Origin of the sequence: Dyadobacter beijingensis DSM 21582 (assembly GCF_000382205.1) — a bacterium.
GTDB lineage: Bacteria > Bacteroidota > Bacteroidia > Cytophagales > Spirosomataceae > Dyadobacter > Dyadobacter beijingensis.
In genome coordinates this window covers 980,939-996,797 of the sequence record NZ_KB907789.1, presented here as the reverse complement: position 1 = coordinate 996,797, position 15,859 = coordinate 980,939, and the positions used below count along the sequence as shown (strand labels likewise).

Here is a 15,859-nt window from a genome sequence, read left to right as displayed (position 1 = left end):
CTATGCATTTGAAATCGATTTATATCCAAAAAATACTGTCACTGATCGTCGCCGCATTCGCATTCACTTCCTGCGTCGACTACCTCGACCCATACCCGAACGGCAACCGCACCACGGACGACATCTGGAAATACCAGGACATGGTGCAGGGCCTCGTGGGCCAATGCTACGATGTTATGGCCCGCAACTACAACGACAACGAGGGCGTGTACCTCGACGGCGCCAGCGACGACGTGGTGATCACCAGCACCACCCACGCACTGAACCGCCTCGCAGTAGGCGCATTGCCCACGAGCCAGGACCCTTTCAGGACGTATTGGGACCGCAATTACCGCTCCATTTACCTCGTTAATCTGTTCCTCAAAGACCGCCGCGGCTACAATACCCGCTTTTTGGTGGACGCGCATCTGGATAGTCTCGTGAAAAACCGCCTGCAAGGCGAGGCATATGCATTGCGGGCATGGTTTCAATGGGATTTGCTCCAAAAATTCGGCGGGATGGCCAACGGCCAGCTGCTGGGCTTCCCGATCGTGCTCGACCCGGTGGATATCAAGGCCGAAACCAACCTCGCCCGCAACACATACGACCAGTGTGTGGCGCAGATCGTTGCGGATTGCGATTCGGCCTACAAATACCTGCCCATTGCGCACCGCGATTTCCTCGTCAAGAATGTCAATGACCGCGCCTATGCCGGCGGCCGCTACTGGGGCCGGATGGACGGCATTACCACGAGGGCTATCAAGGCGCTGGTGTACCTCACCTGGGCCAGCCCGCGCTTTAACCCGGCCAACGACATGACGCGCTGGGACCTGGCCGCGCAGAATGCCAAGGAGGTGATCGATTTCAAAATGAAGACCGACGCCGTTACCAACGGTTTCAGCGCGACGAAAGCCGTGAACTGGTTTGATCCGAACTCGCCGTCTATCGTCTGGTCGTCGCGGTACAACAATGCCAATGACGCCATGGAGCGCATGTTCTATCCCGGCGGCTTCCAGGGCACGGGCTCGGTAGGTGCCACACAGGACCTGGTGGATGCATTCCCGATGAAGAACGGCTACCCCATCACCGATCCGCGCAGCAAGTACGACCCCGCCAACCCCTACGCCGACCGCGACCCGCGCTTCTACGCGACGATTTTTCACAACAATGCCAAAGCGGTGAAAATCAATACCGACAAATCCATGTACACCTTCGAAAACTGGCAGAATGCGAAGGACGCGGCCGGCCCGGCCGTGAACAGCCGTACCAATTACCATATCAAGAAAATGGTATTCATGGGGCTCAACTGGTCGGACAACTCCATTAACCGTCAGCCGCATTCGAAGTTCTTCATCCGCTGGGAGCATATGCTGCTCACGTTCGCCGAAGCGGCCAACCAGGTGGAAGGCCCGGACGGTGCCAAGTACGGTATGTCGGCCAAGGATGCCATGCAGTATTTGCGCAAAAAGGACAACACCGATGGCGGAAAAGGCTTTCTCACGGACCCTTACCTGGCGGAAGTCGCCACGAAAGGCAAAGCCGGTTTCAATGAATTTATCAAAAACGAAAGGCGGATCGAGACGTGCTTCGAAGGCCTGCGGTTCTACGACATGCGCCGCTGGACGACCAACCTCACCGACCTGAACAAGCCCGTGCGAATGGCCCGGATCACCCGCAATTCCGACGGCACATTCCAGTACAAGCTCGACGAGGTGGTGGAGCAGCGCACATACACGTCCGCATTCCTGCCCATCCCTTACGACGAAATGCTAAGAATGAGTAACCTGGTACAGAACGATGGCTGGCAAGCCTGGAAATAAATATTGATGCTATGAAAAAACTTATTGCAATGGCCCTCGGCCTCAGCCTGGCCCTCAGCGCCTGCTATGACGACTACATCAAGGATTTCGATTACACCTCAGTGTATTTCATGTACCAGACCAACGCACGTACGTTCGTGGTGGGCGAGGGGATGAAGATCGAGGTGGGCGCGGCGCTGGCGGGCGTTCGCGAGAACAAGCAGGACCGTGTCGTGAATTTTGTCCTGGACAATGCATTGGTGAATGCCGGCGCATTGCAGGCGATGAAATCCGGCGCGACGTACATCCGCGAGGCTATCGCGGGTGTAGATACCCTGAAACCGATGCCGGCCGACTATTTCACCATTTCCGACAATAGTAAAATGGTGATCAAATCAGGCGGGCACATGGGCTCGGTGGTGATCCGTCCAGATTCGGCGAAGTTCCTGAAAGATGCCGCGACGATCCGCGCGGGCTATGCCATTCCGTTCTACATTGCTTCCGCCGATGCCGATTCGGTGATCGGCACGAAGCGTTCGGCCGTGGTGGCGCTCAAATACGAGAATATGCTGTTCGGTAACTACTGGCATGGCGGCGTAACGACAGTGAAGGACGCTTCGGGCAAGGTGGTCAGGACGGTGAAGTACTACACGACGATCCCGTCGCCGGAAGCCAAGATTTTCAAGCTCAAAACCGTCGCCCCGGATGCCCTGGTGACGAACAAGATCAGCGACCAGGAAGGTTCGTTCAAGATTACGCTGGATGGAAACACCGTTAAAATCAGCAAAGCCGACGGTTCGAAAGTAGAAGTAAAGCCCGAGGGAGCAAGTACTTTCAACCGCCCCAGGCTGTTGCAGGACCGCAAGCTGTATTTGAGTTATAAATATGAAAATGAGGACGGTACCACTTCCTACGCGCAGGATACGCTCACTTTCCGGAACCGAATCCGTGATGGTGTGAACGAGTGGCAGGACGAGAATCCCGACCACTACAAATAAGCGTCAGATTACCCTTCATCACGAAATCTCCGGCCATGTCTGCTGGGATATTCTCTAAGATAATATTGTTTAAGTACAATATTTTGGCGGAGGGTTTCCGGCGGATATGGCATTTTTGTATTGCTTTGTGCAAATATTTTATAATAAATTATTGGATCGAGTCAATTCTGGCAACGTTCCCGACAACGATTGCATAAATAATCTTCCCTGATCGTTTCCGATTCTCTCTCCGAATTTCTATTCTCAATCAGATTTTCAAATTGTATTTTAAGTACAATAAATAGGCTTATTGGAATTGTACAAGCAGGCCTGTTTTCAGAGAATCCAAAATGCCTTTCATCCCTAAGCCTCTTTCCAGATAAACTATTTGAACAGATTGGTTACAAATCTGCGCTAAGTAACTCTGTGCATATTTGTAATTATATATGGAAAAAATGTAACTATTTGTAAGGGGAATTCTATCGAGTGATCGTCAATTTGACAGTTTATGGTGAACTATTAATGGTTAAACAATTAAGGCGTATGAAAAGAAACTTTACAAGTATTGGCCACTGTATGATGCGTTGGGCAATGGCTGGTGCGGTGATGACAGGGTTTACAGGGCAGGCCCTCGCAATGAGGCCATCAAACCCGGCCATCAGGGTAATCGACAGGACCGTTTCAGGAAAAGTAACTTCCGCGGAGGACAACCAGGTAATCCCGGGCGTATCGGTGGTGATCAAAGGCAGTAAATCCGGTACCAACACCGATGCGGACGGAACATTCAAGCTGAATGTGCCGGAGGATAACGCGATCCTCGTGTTTTCGGCCGTGGGTTTCACCACGCAGGAAGTGCCTGTCGGGTCCAAAAGCGTGATCGACATCGTACTGGCAAGCGACCAGAAGATATTGACGGAGGTGGTAGTGGTAGGTTATGGTACGCAAAAGAAAAGCCAGCTGACGGGCGCGATTTCGTCGGTTGGGGCAAAAGAAATCAATGAAATGCCTATTACCAACCTCGGCCAGGCCCTGCAGGGCCGTGCGGCGGGGGTGGACGTAACGCAGTCGGGTTCCAAACCCGGTACCGTGCCGAAGATCCTCATCCGCGGCCGCCGTTCGTTCAATGCCGGTAATGATCCATTATATGTAGTTGACGGTATCCCGCTGGCGGGAGGTTACGAAGACATGAACCCGAACGACATCCAGTCGATGGAGGTACTTAAAGACGCTACGGCAACGGCGATCTACGGTTCCCGCGGCGCGAATGGCGTCGTGATCGTGACCACCAAGCGCGGCGGACAGAAAGGCAAGACAACCATCAGCTACGATGGTTATGTGGGCGTTTCGAAAGCCCTTGATAAGGTTGACCTTTTCAACGGGCCGGAATTTGCCGAGTTCGTACGGGAAGCCTATCGTGCCACGGGAGGTTATAAAGATGCAGCAGGCAATGCGATCCCTACGGGCGTGATCAATGCGGAGGCGGACGCGAAAGTGGCGGTACTCGGCGGTGACCCGAATGTGGCGAAAGGTATCGCCAACGGCACCAGCACCGACTGGCAGGACCTGGTGATCAAAACCGGCGTCATGCAGAACCATTCGATTGGTGTACAGGGTGGTAATGACCGTACCCAATTCTACATTTCAGGTGGTTATTTCCGCGATAAAGGCGTGGTGAAGGAAGCTAATTTTACCCGTTTGTCGCTCCGTGCGAACATTGACCATAACGTGAACAAATGGCTGAAAGTGGGCCTTTCTTCCTATATGATGAACAGCATCCGTAACGGTGAAAACCTGAACACCTACGGAATGACCATCAACCAAAACCCGCTAGCTGTTCCCTACGACGACAATGGAAAACTCATCTTCTCCCCGACCAACGATGCATTGCTAACCAACCCGCTTGCAGAGCTGGTAAAAGGGGCACAGGTCGATGAATTGAAGCGCTACCGCATTTTCAATAGCGTTTACACCGAGTTCAGCATTCTTCCCGGTTTGAAATACCGCGTCAACTTCGGCCCCGACTTCTCGATCAGCCGTTACGGCCGCTTCGTAGGATCCATGACCAACGCCAGAAAAGGCGGGGATGCGCAGGCGAGCAATGCAAATGGTTTCGGGTTCAACTGGACTTTGGAAAACATCATCAACTACTCCAAAACATTCGGCGGCAAGCATAACCTGAACGTGACATTGCTGCACTCGATCCAGCGTGACCGCGCGGAGGTGTTCTCGTCGTCGGTGCAAGGTGTGCCGGTGGAGGCACAGTCGTTCTACAACCTGGGTGCGGCAACTACGGTGTTCTCTCCGGGCAGTGGCTTGGTGGAATGGACGATCAACTCGTACATGGGCCGTGTGAACTACGATTACAACGATAAATACCTTGTTACGCTGACGATCCGCCGCGATGGTTCGAGCCGGTTCGGTGAAAACAGTAAATATGGTAACTTCCCCGGTATCGCCGTCGGCTGGAATATCGGTAATGAGGATTTCCTCAAAGGGGTGAGCTGGATCGACCTGCTGAAAGTGCGTGCAGGATGGGGTAAAGTTGGTAACACCGGCTTGGCACCTTACCAAACACAGGCATTCCTGGGCCGTACCAGCTACGCCTGGAACACAAGCCCGGCATATGGCTATCGTCCGGACCGCATCGGAAATGCCGATTTGCGGTGGGAGTCCTCGGCAACATCCAACGTAGGTCTGGATTTCAGCCTCGTTCGCGGACGCGTTCAGGGTTCACTGGAATTTTATCAAACCAATACCACTGCATTGCTGCTGTCTGACCAGCTGCCGGGGTCGATCGGTTTTGCCGCTGTGACCCGTAACGTGGGCGAAACGCGCAACCGCGGTATCGAACTGGGCCTGACCACAACGAACGTCAACACCAACAACGGCTTCAAGTGGACTACCGATTTCACATTTACCAAAAACACCGAAGCTATTTTGTCCCTTTATAATGGAAAAGTGGACGATGTGGGTAATGGCTGGTTCATCGGCCGTCCGTTGAGCACCGTTTACGACTACCGCAAGATCGGTATCTGGCAAACCAACGAAGCGGATGCTGCCAAAGCCGTGAACAGCGAAGTAGGGCAGATCAAGCTGAAAGACATCGATGGTGACGGCAAGATCAATGCCAACGACCGCGAGATCATCGGTTCCGATGTGCCGGATTTCAGCGGCGGTATCACCAACCGTTTCGCATTCAAAGGGTTTGACCTCTCGTTCTTCTTCTTTGCGCGCGTCGGCAACCTGATCCGCAGCGAATTCCACCGTAACAACAATGCTTTGGCTGGCCGCTACCAGCAAATGAAGGTGGATTACTGGACGCCGAACAACCCGACCAACGAGTTCCCCCGCCCGAAAAGCAACCAGGAATTTCCAGTTTACGGCAGCACGCTTACCTATTTCGATGGCACATTCGTGAAGCTGAGAAACGTGAACGTGGGCTATACATTTACGCCGGAATTGTCTAAAAAGCTGGGAATGGAATCGCTCCGCCTGTATTCGAGCATTCAGCAGCCCGTAATCTGGGCCAAATACCGCAGCAAGTACAACGGTGTTGACCCTGAAACGACCGGTTTGGCGGCAGGTGGAACGGGCATCACGCCTGCAACGATGGTAATCACCTTCGGCCTGAACGCGAAATTCTGATAACCCGGTTTTACATTCCTTTTAACTGATATTGACAAATGAAAAATATAAGAAAATCGATTGTGTTGTGCGGACTGGCGGCATTCATGCTGGCAGGGCAGGGGTGCAAGGACGTGCTCGACGAGGAAATCATCTCCGGGGTAGGTAACGACTATCTGAATACGCCGAAAGGTTTTGAGGACGGCGTCAAAGCCGCCTATTCCTCGCTCCGCTTTTACTATGCCACCCAGCAGGGTCTCACATTGAGCGAGTTCGGTACCGATATTTACGCTACCGGCGCCGATGGCGGTTACAAAGGCTTCCATTTTTACGACGGTCAGCTGAACCCTACCGTGGATTACCTCGCAACCACCTGGGACGAGCTTTACAAGGGCATTAATACCTGTAATGCGGTGATCGACCGTGCCGCAAGTGTGACCGGCGTAGCCGATAATGTGAAAAAACTGCGTGTGGCCGAAGCCAAATTCCTGCGCGGACATTATTATTACCTGCTCCACCAGCAATACGGCGGCGTCGACCTCCGGCTGACCGAAACTTTGCTTCCTACCAAGGAAACCAAACGTGCGACAGACAAAGAAATGTACGCCGCGATCATCAAAGACCTGAGCGAAGCCGTGACCGACCTCGAAGCCAAGGCGCAATCCAGCGACTACGGCCGGGCAACGAAGCCGCACGCACAGGCATTGCTCGCGAAAGTGTATCTGGCCAAAGGTTATTCCACCGAAAAGGCGGCCGATGACTTTACCAACGCGGCCGCGCTACTGAAAGAGGTGTCTACCAAATACGGCTACAAGCTGCTCGACGATTTCTCGGCGGTATTCGACGAAAATAACCAGAACCACTCCGAAGTCGTGTTCGCCGTGCAATACACGACCGACGCTTTGACGAACGGCACCGGTAACAGCCTGCACCTTTATTTCGGCATGCAATACGACGTGCAGCCCGGTATGAAGCGCGATACGTACTGGGGCCGTCCGTTCAAACGCCTGAGACCGACCGAGTACATGCTCAACACCGTGTTCGCAGACCGCGTGAACGACGCGCGTTATAAAAAGACATTCCGCGACACCTGGTATTCCAACAACCCCGGCACCTATAATGCTGCATCGTTCGACGATTCGAAAACAAAAGTGACGTTCGCATCCGGTGATACGGCCATTTTTATCCCTGGTTTTGAAATGACCAAGGAGGTGCGCGCTACCAAAAAGTACCAGGTACTCGTGCCGAGCAAATACTCGGAGGCGCTCTTCCCGACATTGCAGAAGTTCTTCGATTCCAAACGTCCGGACATGACCTACGAGCCGGGTAGCCGCGATTATTATGTGGTCCGTCTGGCAGATGTGTACCTGATGCTGGCCGAAGCATTACTGCAATCGGGTGACAAGGCCGGAGCTGCCGAAGCGATCAACGTCGTGAGATACCGCGCGGGATGGCCAGGTAAGAAGGACAAAATGCTGATCGATGCCAAAGATTTGACGATGGAGACGATTATTGAGGAGCGTGCAAGGGAGCTGGCCGGCGAACAAACCCGCTGGCTGGACCTGAAACGCTGGGGACTGTTGGTGGAAAGGGTTAAAAAATACAACCCGCAGGCTGCTGCCATCCAGCCTTACCATGCGCTGAGACCCATCCCCCAGACGCAGATTGACCGCAGCGCAAAAACCGCGGACGGTAAATCGGTTTTCCCGCAAAACCCGGGCTATTGATTCACCCCTGACTTCGTTCCGAAAGGGACGGCTGCCTCGTGCGGCCGTCCCTTTTTTGCTATACGGAAAGGAGTAGTTGCAAAAAAAGTTGCCGTTAAATCAGTGGAATTATCCGGTTAAAAACTAGGACTGTTTCATGGTCGGTGCGTGCTGGAATGGGTGCCGTCAGGTTGGTATATTTCACCTGAATCATCATTTTTAATCCACTGACCTATGCACATCACAAAAGGATTTTTCACCTCTTTGCGGCGCATAAGCGGGGTATGCATATTTGCGATATGCCTGCATCCGCCGGTGCCCGCCAGTGTCGTCGCGAGTCCGCTCGCAAGGGTTGGCCATAGCATTCAAGCCGATAAAAGCATTACCGGTACCGTGCTTGCCAAAGAAGGAAATACGCCCCTTCCGGGCGTAACGGTGGTCGTCAAAGGTACGAACCAGGGCACCACTACGAACGCGGAAGGTAAATACACAATCGAAATACCGGGTAACACGGCTGTTCTGGTGTTTTCGGCGGTCGGCTATGTCACGCAGGAGCAGGAAACAGGAAATGCGAGCGTCGTCGACGTTTCGATGCTGACGGACCAGAAAACGCTCAACGAAGTTGTGGTAGTGGGCTACGGCACACAGAAAAAGCGCGACCTCACAGGCGCAGTGTCGCAGGTGAATGCCACGCGTTTGGAAAACGAAAACCCGCAGTCGGTACAGGATGTGCTGCGTGGAAATGTGCCGGGCATGAATGTCGGCTTTTCGACCTCGGCGAAAGGCGGCGGCAATGTTTCGGTGCGGGGACAGAACTCGATCAATGCAGGTTCTACACCGTTGATCGTACTCGACGGGACCATTTACTATGGCGGTTTGGAAGACATTAACCCAAACGATATAGAAACGATCGACGTGCTGAAAGACGCCAGTTCGTCGGCGGTATTTGGTGCGAAAGCGGCCAGCGGCGTCATTTTAATTACCACCAAAAAAGGCAAGGAAGGTAAGCCGGTGATCAATATCAACAGCAACTTCGGGTTTGCGGAAGTGGCGAAGAACCAGCCGGTGCTGAGTCCTGCGGGCTTCGTCGAATGGCGTCAGGAGGTCATGCGGAACATCAACGCCACCGCCGATCCCGCCCGTTTCGCCGATCCGAACAAACTTCCCGCCGGCGTCACGCTCGAACAATGGCTGGCCTTCGACGGCTCCACCGGCGATCCGACGACCGTTTGGCTCCAGCGCCTCGGTATGCAGCCGGCCGAAATCCAGAATTACAAGGATGGAAAGAGCGTCGATTGGTACAGTAAGGTATTTCAAAAAGGTTTCCGGCAAGACCATACCGTGAGCATGTCGGGGCGGAACGACCGCATTTCCTACTATATGTCTTTGGGTTACCTGAACAACGAGGGCATTGTCGTCGGCGATAAATACAGTACCGTCCGCGCGCGGTTGAATATCGAAGGGAAAGTGAACCGGCATTTGACGGTAGGAATGAATACGCAATTCGCACGCCGTGATGAAAGCCAGGTGCCCGTGAACTACGATCTGGCTCGAACGCTGTCGCCCTGGGGCTCGGAGTTCGATGCCAATGGAAACTACTCGTGGCGGCCCAACGGCGAAGCTAGCGGCGGTAACCATCCCTATTATGCACCCAGCTTCACCTCGCGTGACCAGGGCGCGCAGACGCTCAATTCCGTCCTTTTCGCGAAGGTCAATTTGCCGTTTGGTTTCACATATCAACTCAATTTTACACCCCGTTTCGACTATACCCACCGCTACAACGCAGAATCGGCCAAGCATGCCGAATGGGCCGCAGAGGGCGGCCGCGCGTCCCGGAAGGACTCCACGGTGTTTAACTGGCAGGTGGATAATATCCTGAAATGGACCAAAACCATCAACCAGAAACACAATATCGACCTTACTTTCCTTGCCAATGCCGAGCGGTTCAGGAGCTGGCGCGACAGTGTTTCCAACAAGGGTTTCAACCCGACGGACGTGCTCGGCTATCACAACATCCAGGCGGGCGGCCAGCCGATCGTGTACACCGACGACCAGACCAGCACCGCCGACGCTTTGATGGCCCGTTTATTCTACTCATTCAAAGACAAATACATGGTCACGCTGTCGAGCCGGCGCGACGGCTACTCGGCTTTCGGGCAGAAAAACCCGCGGGCGGTGTTCTCGTCGGCGGCGTTGGGCTGGGTGTTTACGGATGAAAGTTTTATGAGCAGCAAATGGCTGAGCTATGGCAAGCTTCGGGTTTCGTACGGTAACAATGGTAACCGCGATATCCCGCGCTACGACGCCCTGGCCGACCTTTCGAGCGGCAAATACCTGCACGTGAAGCCGGACGGCACCGTGTACCAGGTGAGCCAGCTCTACGTGAGCCGTATGGCAAACCCGAATTTGAAATGGGAGAAAACGAATGCATTGAACGTCGGCCTGGACTTCGCATTGTTCAATAACCTCGTCGACGGCAGCATTGAAATGTACAAATCGACGACCAGAGACCTGCTCGTGAAGCGCGCGTTGCCGAATGTGCTGGGCTTTGATAATGTTTGGGATAATCTCGGTGAAGTACAAAACAAAGGGTTGGAAATTAGTATCAATTCCAACAACATGCGTCGCGAAAACTTCACCTGGCGCTCGACATTCAACTTCCAGCTGAACCGCAACAAGATCGTGCATTTGTACGGCAATTATGTCGATATCAAAGACGGCTCCGGAAATGTGACCGGCCGCCGCGAAGCCGACGACGTGACCAACCGCTGGTTCATCGGCCACGCGCTCGACGAGATCTGGAATTACCGCATTCTGGGCATCTGGCAAAAAGAAGAGGAAACCGAAGCTGCCAAATATGGCGTGAAACCGGGTGATTTCAAGTTGAAGGATGTCAATAACGACGGCAAATTCACGAACGACGATAAAGAATTCCTTGGCTACACCTCGCCGCGCTTCCGCTGGACGCTCCGGAATGAGTTCAAGCTCTCCAAACAGTTCGACGTGTCGTTCATGATCTATTCCTATTGGGGCCAGAAGGGGACTTTCAACCAAATGAAAAACCGCGACGGCTTCGTAGACCGCACCAGTTCCTACGTATTTCCTTACTGGACCGCCGAAAACCGCCAGAACGAATGGGCGAGACTCTATTCGAGCGAGGGCTCGGCGACGGGTTACAGCGTGTACCGGAGCAAGTCATTCGTGCGGTTTGAAAACCTTTCGGTGGCGTATACGGTACCGAAAACCGTTTCCCAGAAAGTGGCCGTCCAAAACCTGCGCATATACGGCAGCGTCCGCAATATCGGCTTCTGGGCGCCGCAATGGAACTTCTGGGACCCCGAAAACGGCACCAACGGCACGACGAACAACAGCATTGCGACGTCGGTTCCGAGCCCGCGCATTTACACCATCGGGCTGGATATCACCCTTTAATCTTGAACACACAAAACTGGATGAATTATGTTTAACCAAACAAAATATATACTGGCGTTGGGCCTGATCGGTGCCGGACTGGCCGTGACCTCCTGCAAGGAAGCATGGCTGAAACCCGAGCCGCTCTCATTTTACGAGCCCGACCTGACATTCAAGGACCTCGCCGGGCTGAAAGCGACGCTCGTTGCCTGCGAGCGGAACCTGCGCATGGAATGGTACGGCGATGCCATGCCGATGATCACCGAATCGATCTTTTCCGACATTGCCGTGGAGGGTACCACCGACAAATCGGGCCCGGCGCAGAACCTGAACCTGCTCATCACGCCCGACGCACAGCTGAACCACATCGATTACAACCGCATCGGATGGTACTGGCTGGAAGGGTATAAGGGCATTAAATATGCCAATACTGCTATTTCACGCATTGATTTACCTACTTATAAAAACGAGCAGGAGAAAAATGAACTGCTGGGCGCGGCCTATTTCCACAGGGCGGCGCGCTACTACCGCCTGACGCAGCAGTTTGGCGACGTGCCGCTGATTTTGGCGGAGATCAATGGTCCGAAGCTGGATTTCCAGTCGACCAAGCGGGAGGTGATTTTGAAAAAAATGAAGGAAGACCTCGAATTCGCGGAGCAATGGGTGCCTGCCGTGACGGATAAGGGAACGGTGAACAAAGGTTCGGTAAGCCATTTGCTGACAAAAGTAAACCTGGCGCTGGGCCTGTTCGATGACGCGATCAAGTCGGCGAGCAATGTGATCGACGGCGGTACGCACAAGCTGATGACCGCGCGGTTCGGCGTGAACGCCAACGATGCAGCGCGGAACGTGGTGTGGGATTTGCACCGTCCTCAGAACAAAGCCATTGCAACGAATACCGAAGGGCTGATGCTGGTAATCGACCGGCTGAATATCGAAGGGAATGTAGATGGCGGGATGCTTATTATGCGCAATGCGGTGCCGTTCTGGTTCAACAATATTAATACGCCGAATGGCAAGCGGGGTACGATCGATACTTACGGCATCGAAATCGATCAGGTTAGCAAGTTGGGACGCGGGATCGGGCGGTTGCGGCCTACCGACTATTCGCAGAACCAGATTTGGGACGATAAGAACGACCTGCGCCACGCACCCGGCAACTGGACGCGCATGGAAGATATTTTGTACAATAATCCGGCGATAAAGGGCGAGGACAGCTTCTACGGTAAAAATTTGCAACTCAAAAACGCAGAAGGCGTCGTGCTGACGATCGACACGATCCGCTGCTGGTTCGACTGGCCGAACTACAAGCTCTTCGTCGAAGACCCCACGCGCGTGCAGCCGCAGGGCGGTAATTCCGATTGGTACGTGTTCCGTTTGGCAGAAACCTACCTCCTGCGTGCGGAAGCATATGCATGGAAAGGCGAGCTCGCCAAAGCGGCCGACGATATCAATGCCGTGCGCGCCCGCGCCAATTGTGCACCGCTCGCGCCTGCGAAAATCAATATCGGTACAATCCTCGACGAACGTGCGCGCGAGCTATATTTCGAAGAGCCGCGCAAAACCGAGCTGACGCGCATCGCCTACATTTTTGCGCAAACCGGCAAAACCGCGCCGAATGGTAAAACGTACAGCCTTGCCAAGTTTTCAGATGAAAATTACTTTTATGACCGTGTGATGGAGAAAAGTGATTTTTACAACAAAGGTGTGAAAACGCGCCACGCCGACGAGTACACCATGAGTCCGTACCATGTGCTTTGGCCCATACCGCAGCCGGCGATTGATGGCAACACGCAGGGGCGGATCAATCAGAACAAGGGATATGCGGGGTATGAGAAGAACACGCCGCCGCTGACGGAAATTCCGAAATAAATTTACACGCAATGGCCCGTAGATAGCGGGTCATTGTTGTTTTATTTCGTCTGGGAGTTGAGGATTTTACATTAATCTAAACCTGCAATGAACAGACGGAATTTTTTACAAAACACCTCGCTCGCCATGGCCGCTACCCTGGCGGGAGCCGGCTGGCTGGAAGCCGCGGTGAAGAAAGGAGATATAAAAATCGGCTATTCGGCCATTACCTGGGGCGGCAAGGACGAACAGGCCATGACCGACCTGGCCGGGCTGGGCTTCAAGGGCATTCAGCTGCGTGCCAATACTTTCGGGCCGTACCGCAGCAAACCGTCGGAATTGAAAGATGCATTGATCAAAAACAACCTGACGCTCTGCATGTTTTCGAGCGGGAATGTGGAGATCGACCCGGCGAAATTTGAAAGTACCGTGGACACGCACGTGGCGCACGCGAGTTTTGTGAAAGCGTTGGGCGGCAATGCGATGCAGCTGACGAATAGTCTTCGCCCCAAAGACCGCGCGCCTTCGACCGAGGAGCTGAAAAAGCTGGCGCAGGTAATGAACGAGATCGGCAAGCAAACGGCCGATCAGGGTGTGCAGGCGGTTTACCACAACCATATGAACCAACTCGGCGAAACGCCGGAGGAAGTGGATGTGATCGTGCAGGCGATGGACCCGCGCTACATCAAGCTCCTGCTCGACATCGCGCATTACAAGCAAGGCGGCGGCGAACCGCACGAGGCGATCGTCAAATACAAGGACATTATCCATTCCCTGCATTTGAAGGATACCAAACCGGCCGAAACCAAAAGCGGCTACAAGTTTGTGGAGCTGGGGCAGGGCAGGGTAGATGTGCCTGCGGTTTTCAAGGCATTGGACAAGATCAAATTCAAGGGCTGGGCCGTAGTAGAACTCGACGGCGTGCCTGATCCCGAGAAATCGCCGCTGATTTGCGCCGAAATCAATAAAAAGTACATAACCGGGGTTTTGAAATATCCCGTGTAGCAGCAACTGGATTTGTAAGGGTATTCTTATTAATATTTCGTTATTACTGTAATAACTGATATTAGATAAGATACCCTTTCGCATTTTTCAGGTATCATCACCATTAATCATCACAATGAAAAAATTCCGATTACCGCTGGTCGGTCTGGCCGCGTTCCTCCTTGTATCGCCGTTGCAGGCACAAAAGTCGAAAAACGGTTGGCAGGACCTCTTTAATGGTAAGGACCTTACCGGCTGGAAGCAACTCAACGGTCAGGCGAAATACGAAGTAAAAGACGGCGCCATCGTGGGCACGTCCGTGATGGGTACGCCCAACTCGTTCCTCACGACGGAAAAGGATTACGGCGACTTCATCCTTGAACTGGATGTAAAAGTGGATAACAAGCTGAACTCCGGCATCCAGATCCGCAGCCTCTCGAAACCGGACTATATGAATGGCCGCGTGCACGGTTACCAGGTCGAAATCGATCCGAGCGACCGCGCTTATTCGGCGGGCATTTACGACGAGGCCCGTCGTGGCTGGCTATACCCGCTCGATCTGAACCCGGAAGGCAAAAAAGCATTCAAGCGGGACGCCTGGAACAAGTACCGCATCGAAGCGATCGGCCATTCGATCCGTACTTTCCTGAATGGCGTGCCGGTGGCGCACGTGGTGGACGATATGACGCCCTCAGGGTTTATTTGTCTGCAAGTGCACGCGATCGGCAGCAAGGAAATGGAAGGCACGCAGGTAAGCTGGAAGAATGTACGCATTCAAACCACTAACCTGAAACCGAGCCCGGCGACCAATGTGCGCATCGTGAACCTGATCCCTAATAACCTCGATGCGGCCGAGAAGGCGCAGGGTTACTCATTATTGTACGACGGCAAATCGGTGGACCAATGGCGGTCTTACGGCGGTACGGAGTTTCCTTCCAAAAGATGGAGCTACCAGGACGGCGTGATCAATATCTCCAAATCCGACGGCTCGGAAACAGGCAACGATATCGTGACGCGCAAGCTGTACGGCCCGGCATTCGAGTTCGAATTTGAATTTAAACTTACCGAAGGTGCCAACAGCGGCGTGAAGTATTTTGTGGACCAGAAATTCAATTCCAATGGCAAATCGGGCATCGGCTGCGAGTACCAGGTACTAGACGACGAGCGCCACCCCGATGCGAAACTGGGTAAAAACGGTAACCGGACCATCGCGTCTTTTTACGACGTAATTCCCGCCGACCGGCCCAAAAATGCCGTGAAAAAGATCGGTGAATGGAACCAGGGACGCATTGTGGTTCAGAAAGATGGTACGGTGCAGCATTTCCTCAATGGATATAAGGTAGTTGAATACGTGCGTGGCTCCCCGCAGTTCAAGGAATTTGTGGCAGGGTCGAAATTTGCCAAGTTCGAAGGCTTCGGTATGTCGCAGGAAGGTAACCTGTTGTTGCAGGACCACGGCGACAATGTGTTTTTCCGCAGCTTAAAAGTGAAGGAAATCAAATAGCCCGAAACGCCGGAAAAAAGGTAA

At 53.4% G+C, this 15,859-nt stretch carries 8 protein-coding genes; all 8 read left to right on the top strand.

Annotated elements, in window-relative coordinates:
* The first annotated feature begins 2 nt into the window (after nucleotides 1-2).
* The 8 genes from H144_RS0122795 to H144_RS0122760 all read left to right on the top strand — a co-directional run bounded on the left by H144_RS0122795 (nucleotide 3) and on the right by H144_RS0122760 (nucleotide 15,835).
* Nucleotides 3-1,799 (top strand): RagB/SusD family nutrient uptake outer membrane protein, encoded by a 1,797-nt coding sequence (locus tag H144_RS0122795; protein WP_019944431.1) that lies wholly within the window; start codon nucleotides 3-5, stop codon nucleotides 1,797-1,799.
* 11 nt (nucleotides 1,800-1,810) lie between these two features.
* Nucleotides 1,811-2,776: a DUF1735 domain-containing protein gene (locus H144_RS0122790; protein WP_019944430.1), complete on the top strand. Its 966-nt coding sequence runs from the start codon at nucleotides 1,811-1,813 to the stop codon at nucleotides 2,774-2,776.
* Nucleotides 2,777-3,346: 570 nt separating this feature from the next.
* The gene (locus tag H144_RS0122785) at nucleotides 3,347-6,400 is read left to right on the top strand and encodes a SusC/RagA family TonB-linked outer membrane protein (protein ID WP_019944429.1); all 3,054 of its coding nucleotides are present in this window, start codon (nucleotides 3,347-3,349) and stop codon (nucleotides 6,398-6,400) included.
* Nucleotides 6,401-6,438: 38 nt separating this feature from the next.
* Nucleotides 6,439-8,106 carry a RagB/SusD family nutrient uptake outer membrane protein gene (locus H144_RS0122780; RefSeq protein WP_019944428.1) on the top strand — a complete coding sequence of 556 codons (1,668 nt, stop codon included), beginning with the start codon at nucleotides 6,439-6,441 and terminating at the stop codon, nucleotides 8,104-8,106.
* A 213-nt stretch (nucleotides 8,107-8,319) separates the two neighbouring features.
* A complete protein-coding gene (locus H144_RS0122775; RefSeq protein WP_019944427.1) occupies nucleotides 8,320-11,517 on the top strand; it encodes a SusC/RagA family TonB-linked outer membrane protein in 3,198 nt (1,065 codons plus the stop codon).
* 27 nt (nucleotides 11,518-11,544) lie between these two features.
* A complete protein-coding gene (locus H144_RS0122770) occupies nucleotides 11,545-13,368 on the top strand; it encodes a RagB/SusD family nutrient uptake outer membrane protein (protein ID WP_019944426.1) in 1,824 nt (607 codons plus the stop codon).
* 87 nt (nucleotides 13,369-13,455) lie between these two features.
* Nucleotides 13,456-14,352 carry a sugar phosphate isomerase/epimerase family protein gene (locus H144_RS0122765; RefSeq protein WP_019944425.1) on the top strand — a complete coding sequence of 299 codons (897 nt, stop codon included), beginning with the start codon at nucleotides 13,456-13,458 and terminating at the stop codon, nucleotides 14,350-14,352.
* 115 nt (nucleotides 14,353-14,467) lie between these two features.
* On the top strand, nucleotides 14,468-15,835 hold the full coding sequence (locus H144_RS0122760) for a 3-keto-disaccharide hydrolase (protein WP_019944424.1): 1,368 nt from the start codon (nucleotides 14,468-14,470) through the stop codon (nucleotides 15,833-15,835).
* Nucleotides 15,836-15,859: the final 24 nt, after the last annotated feature.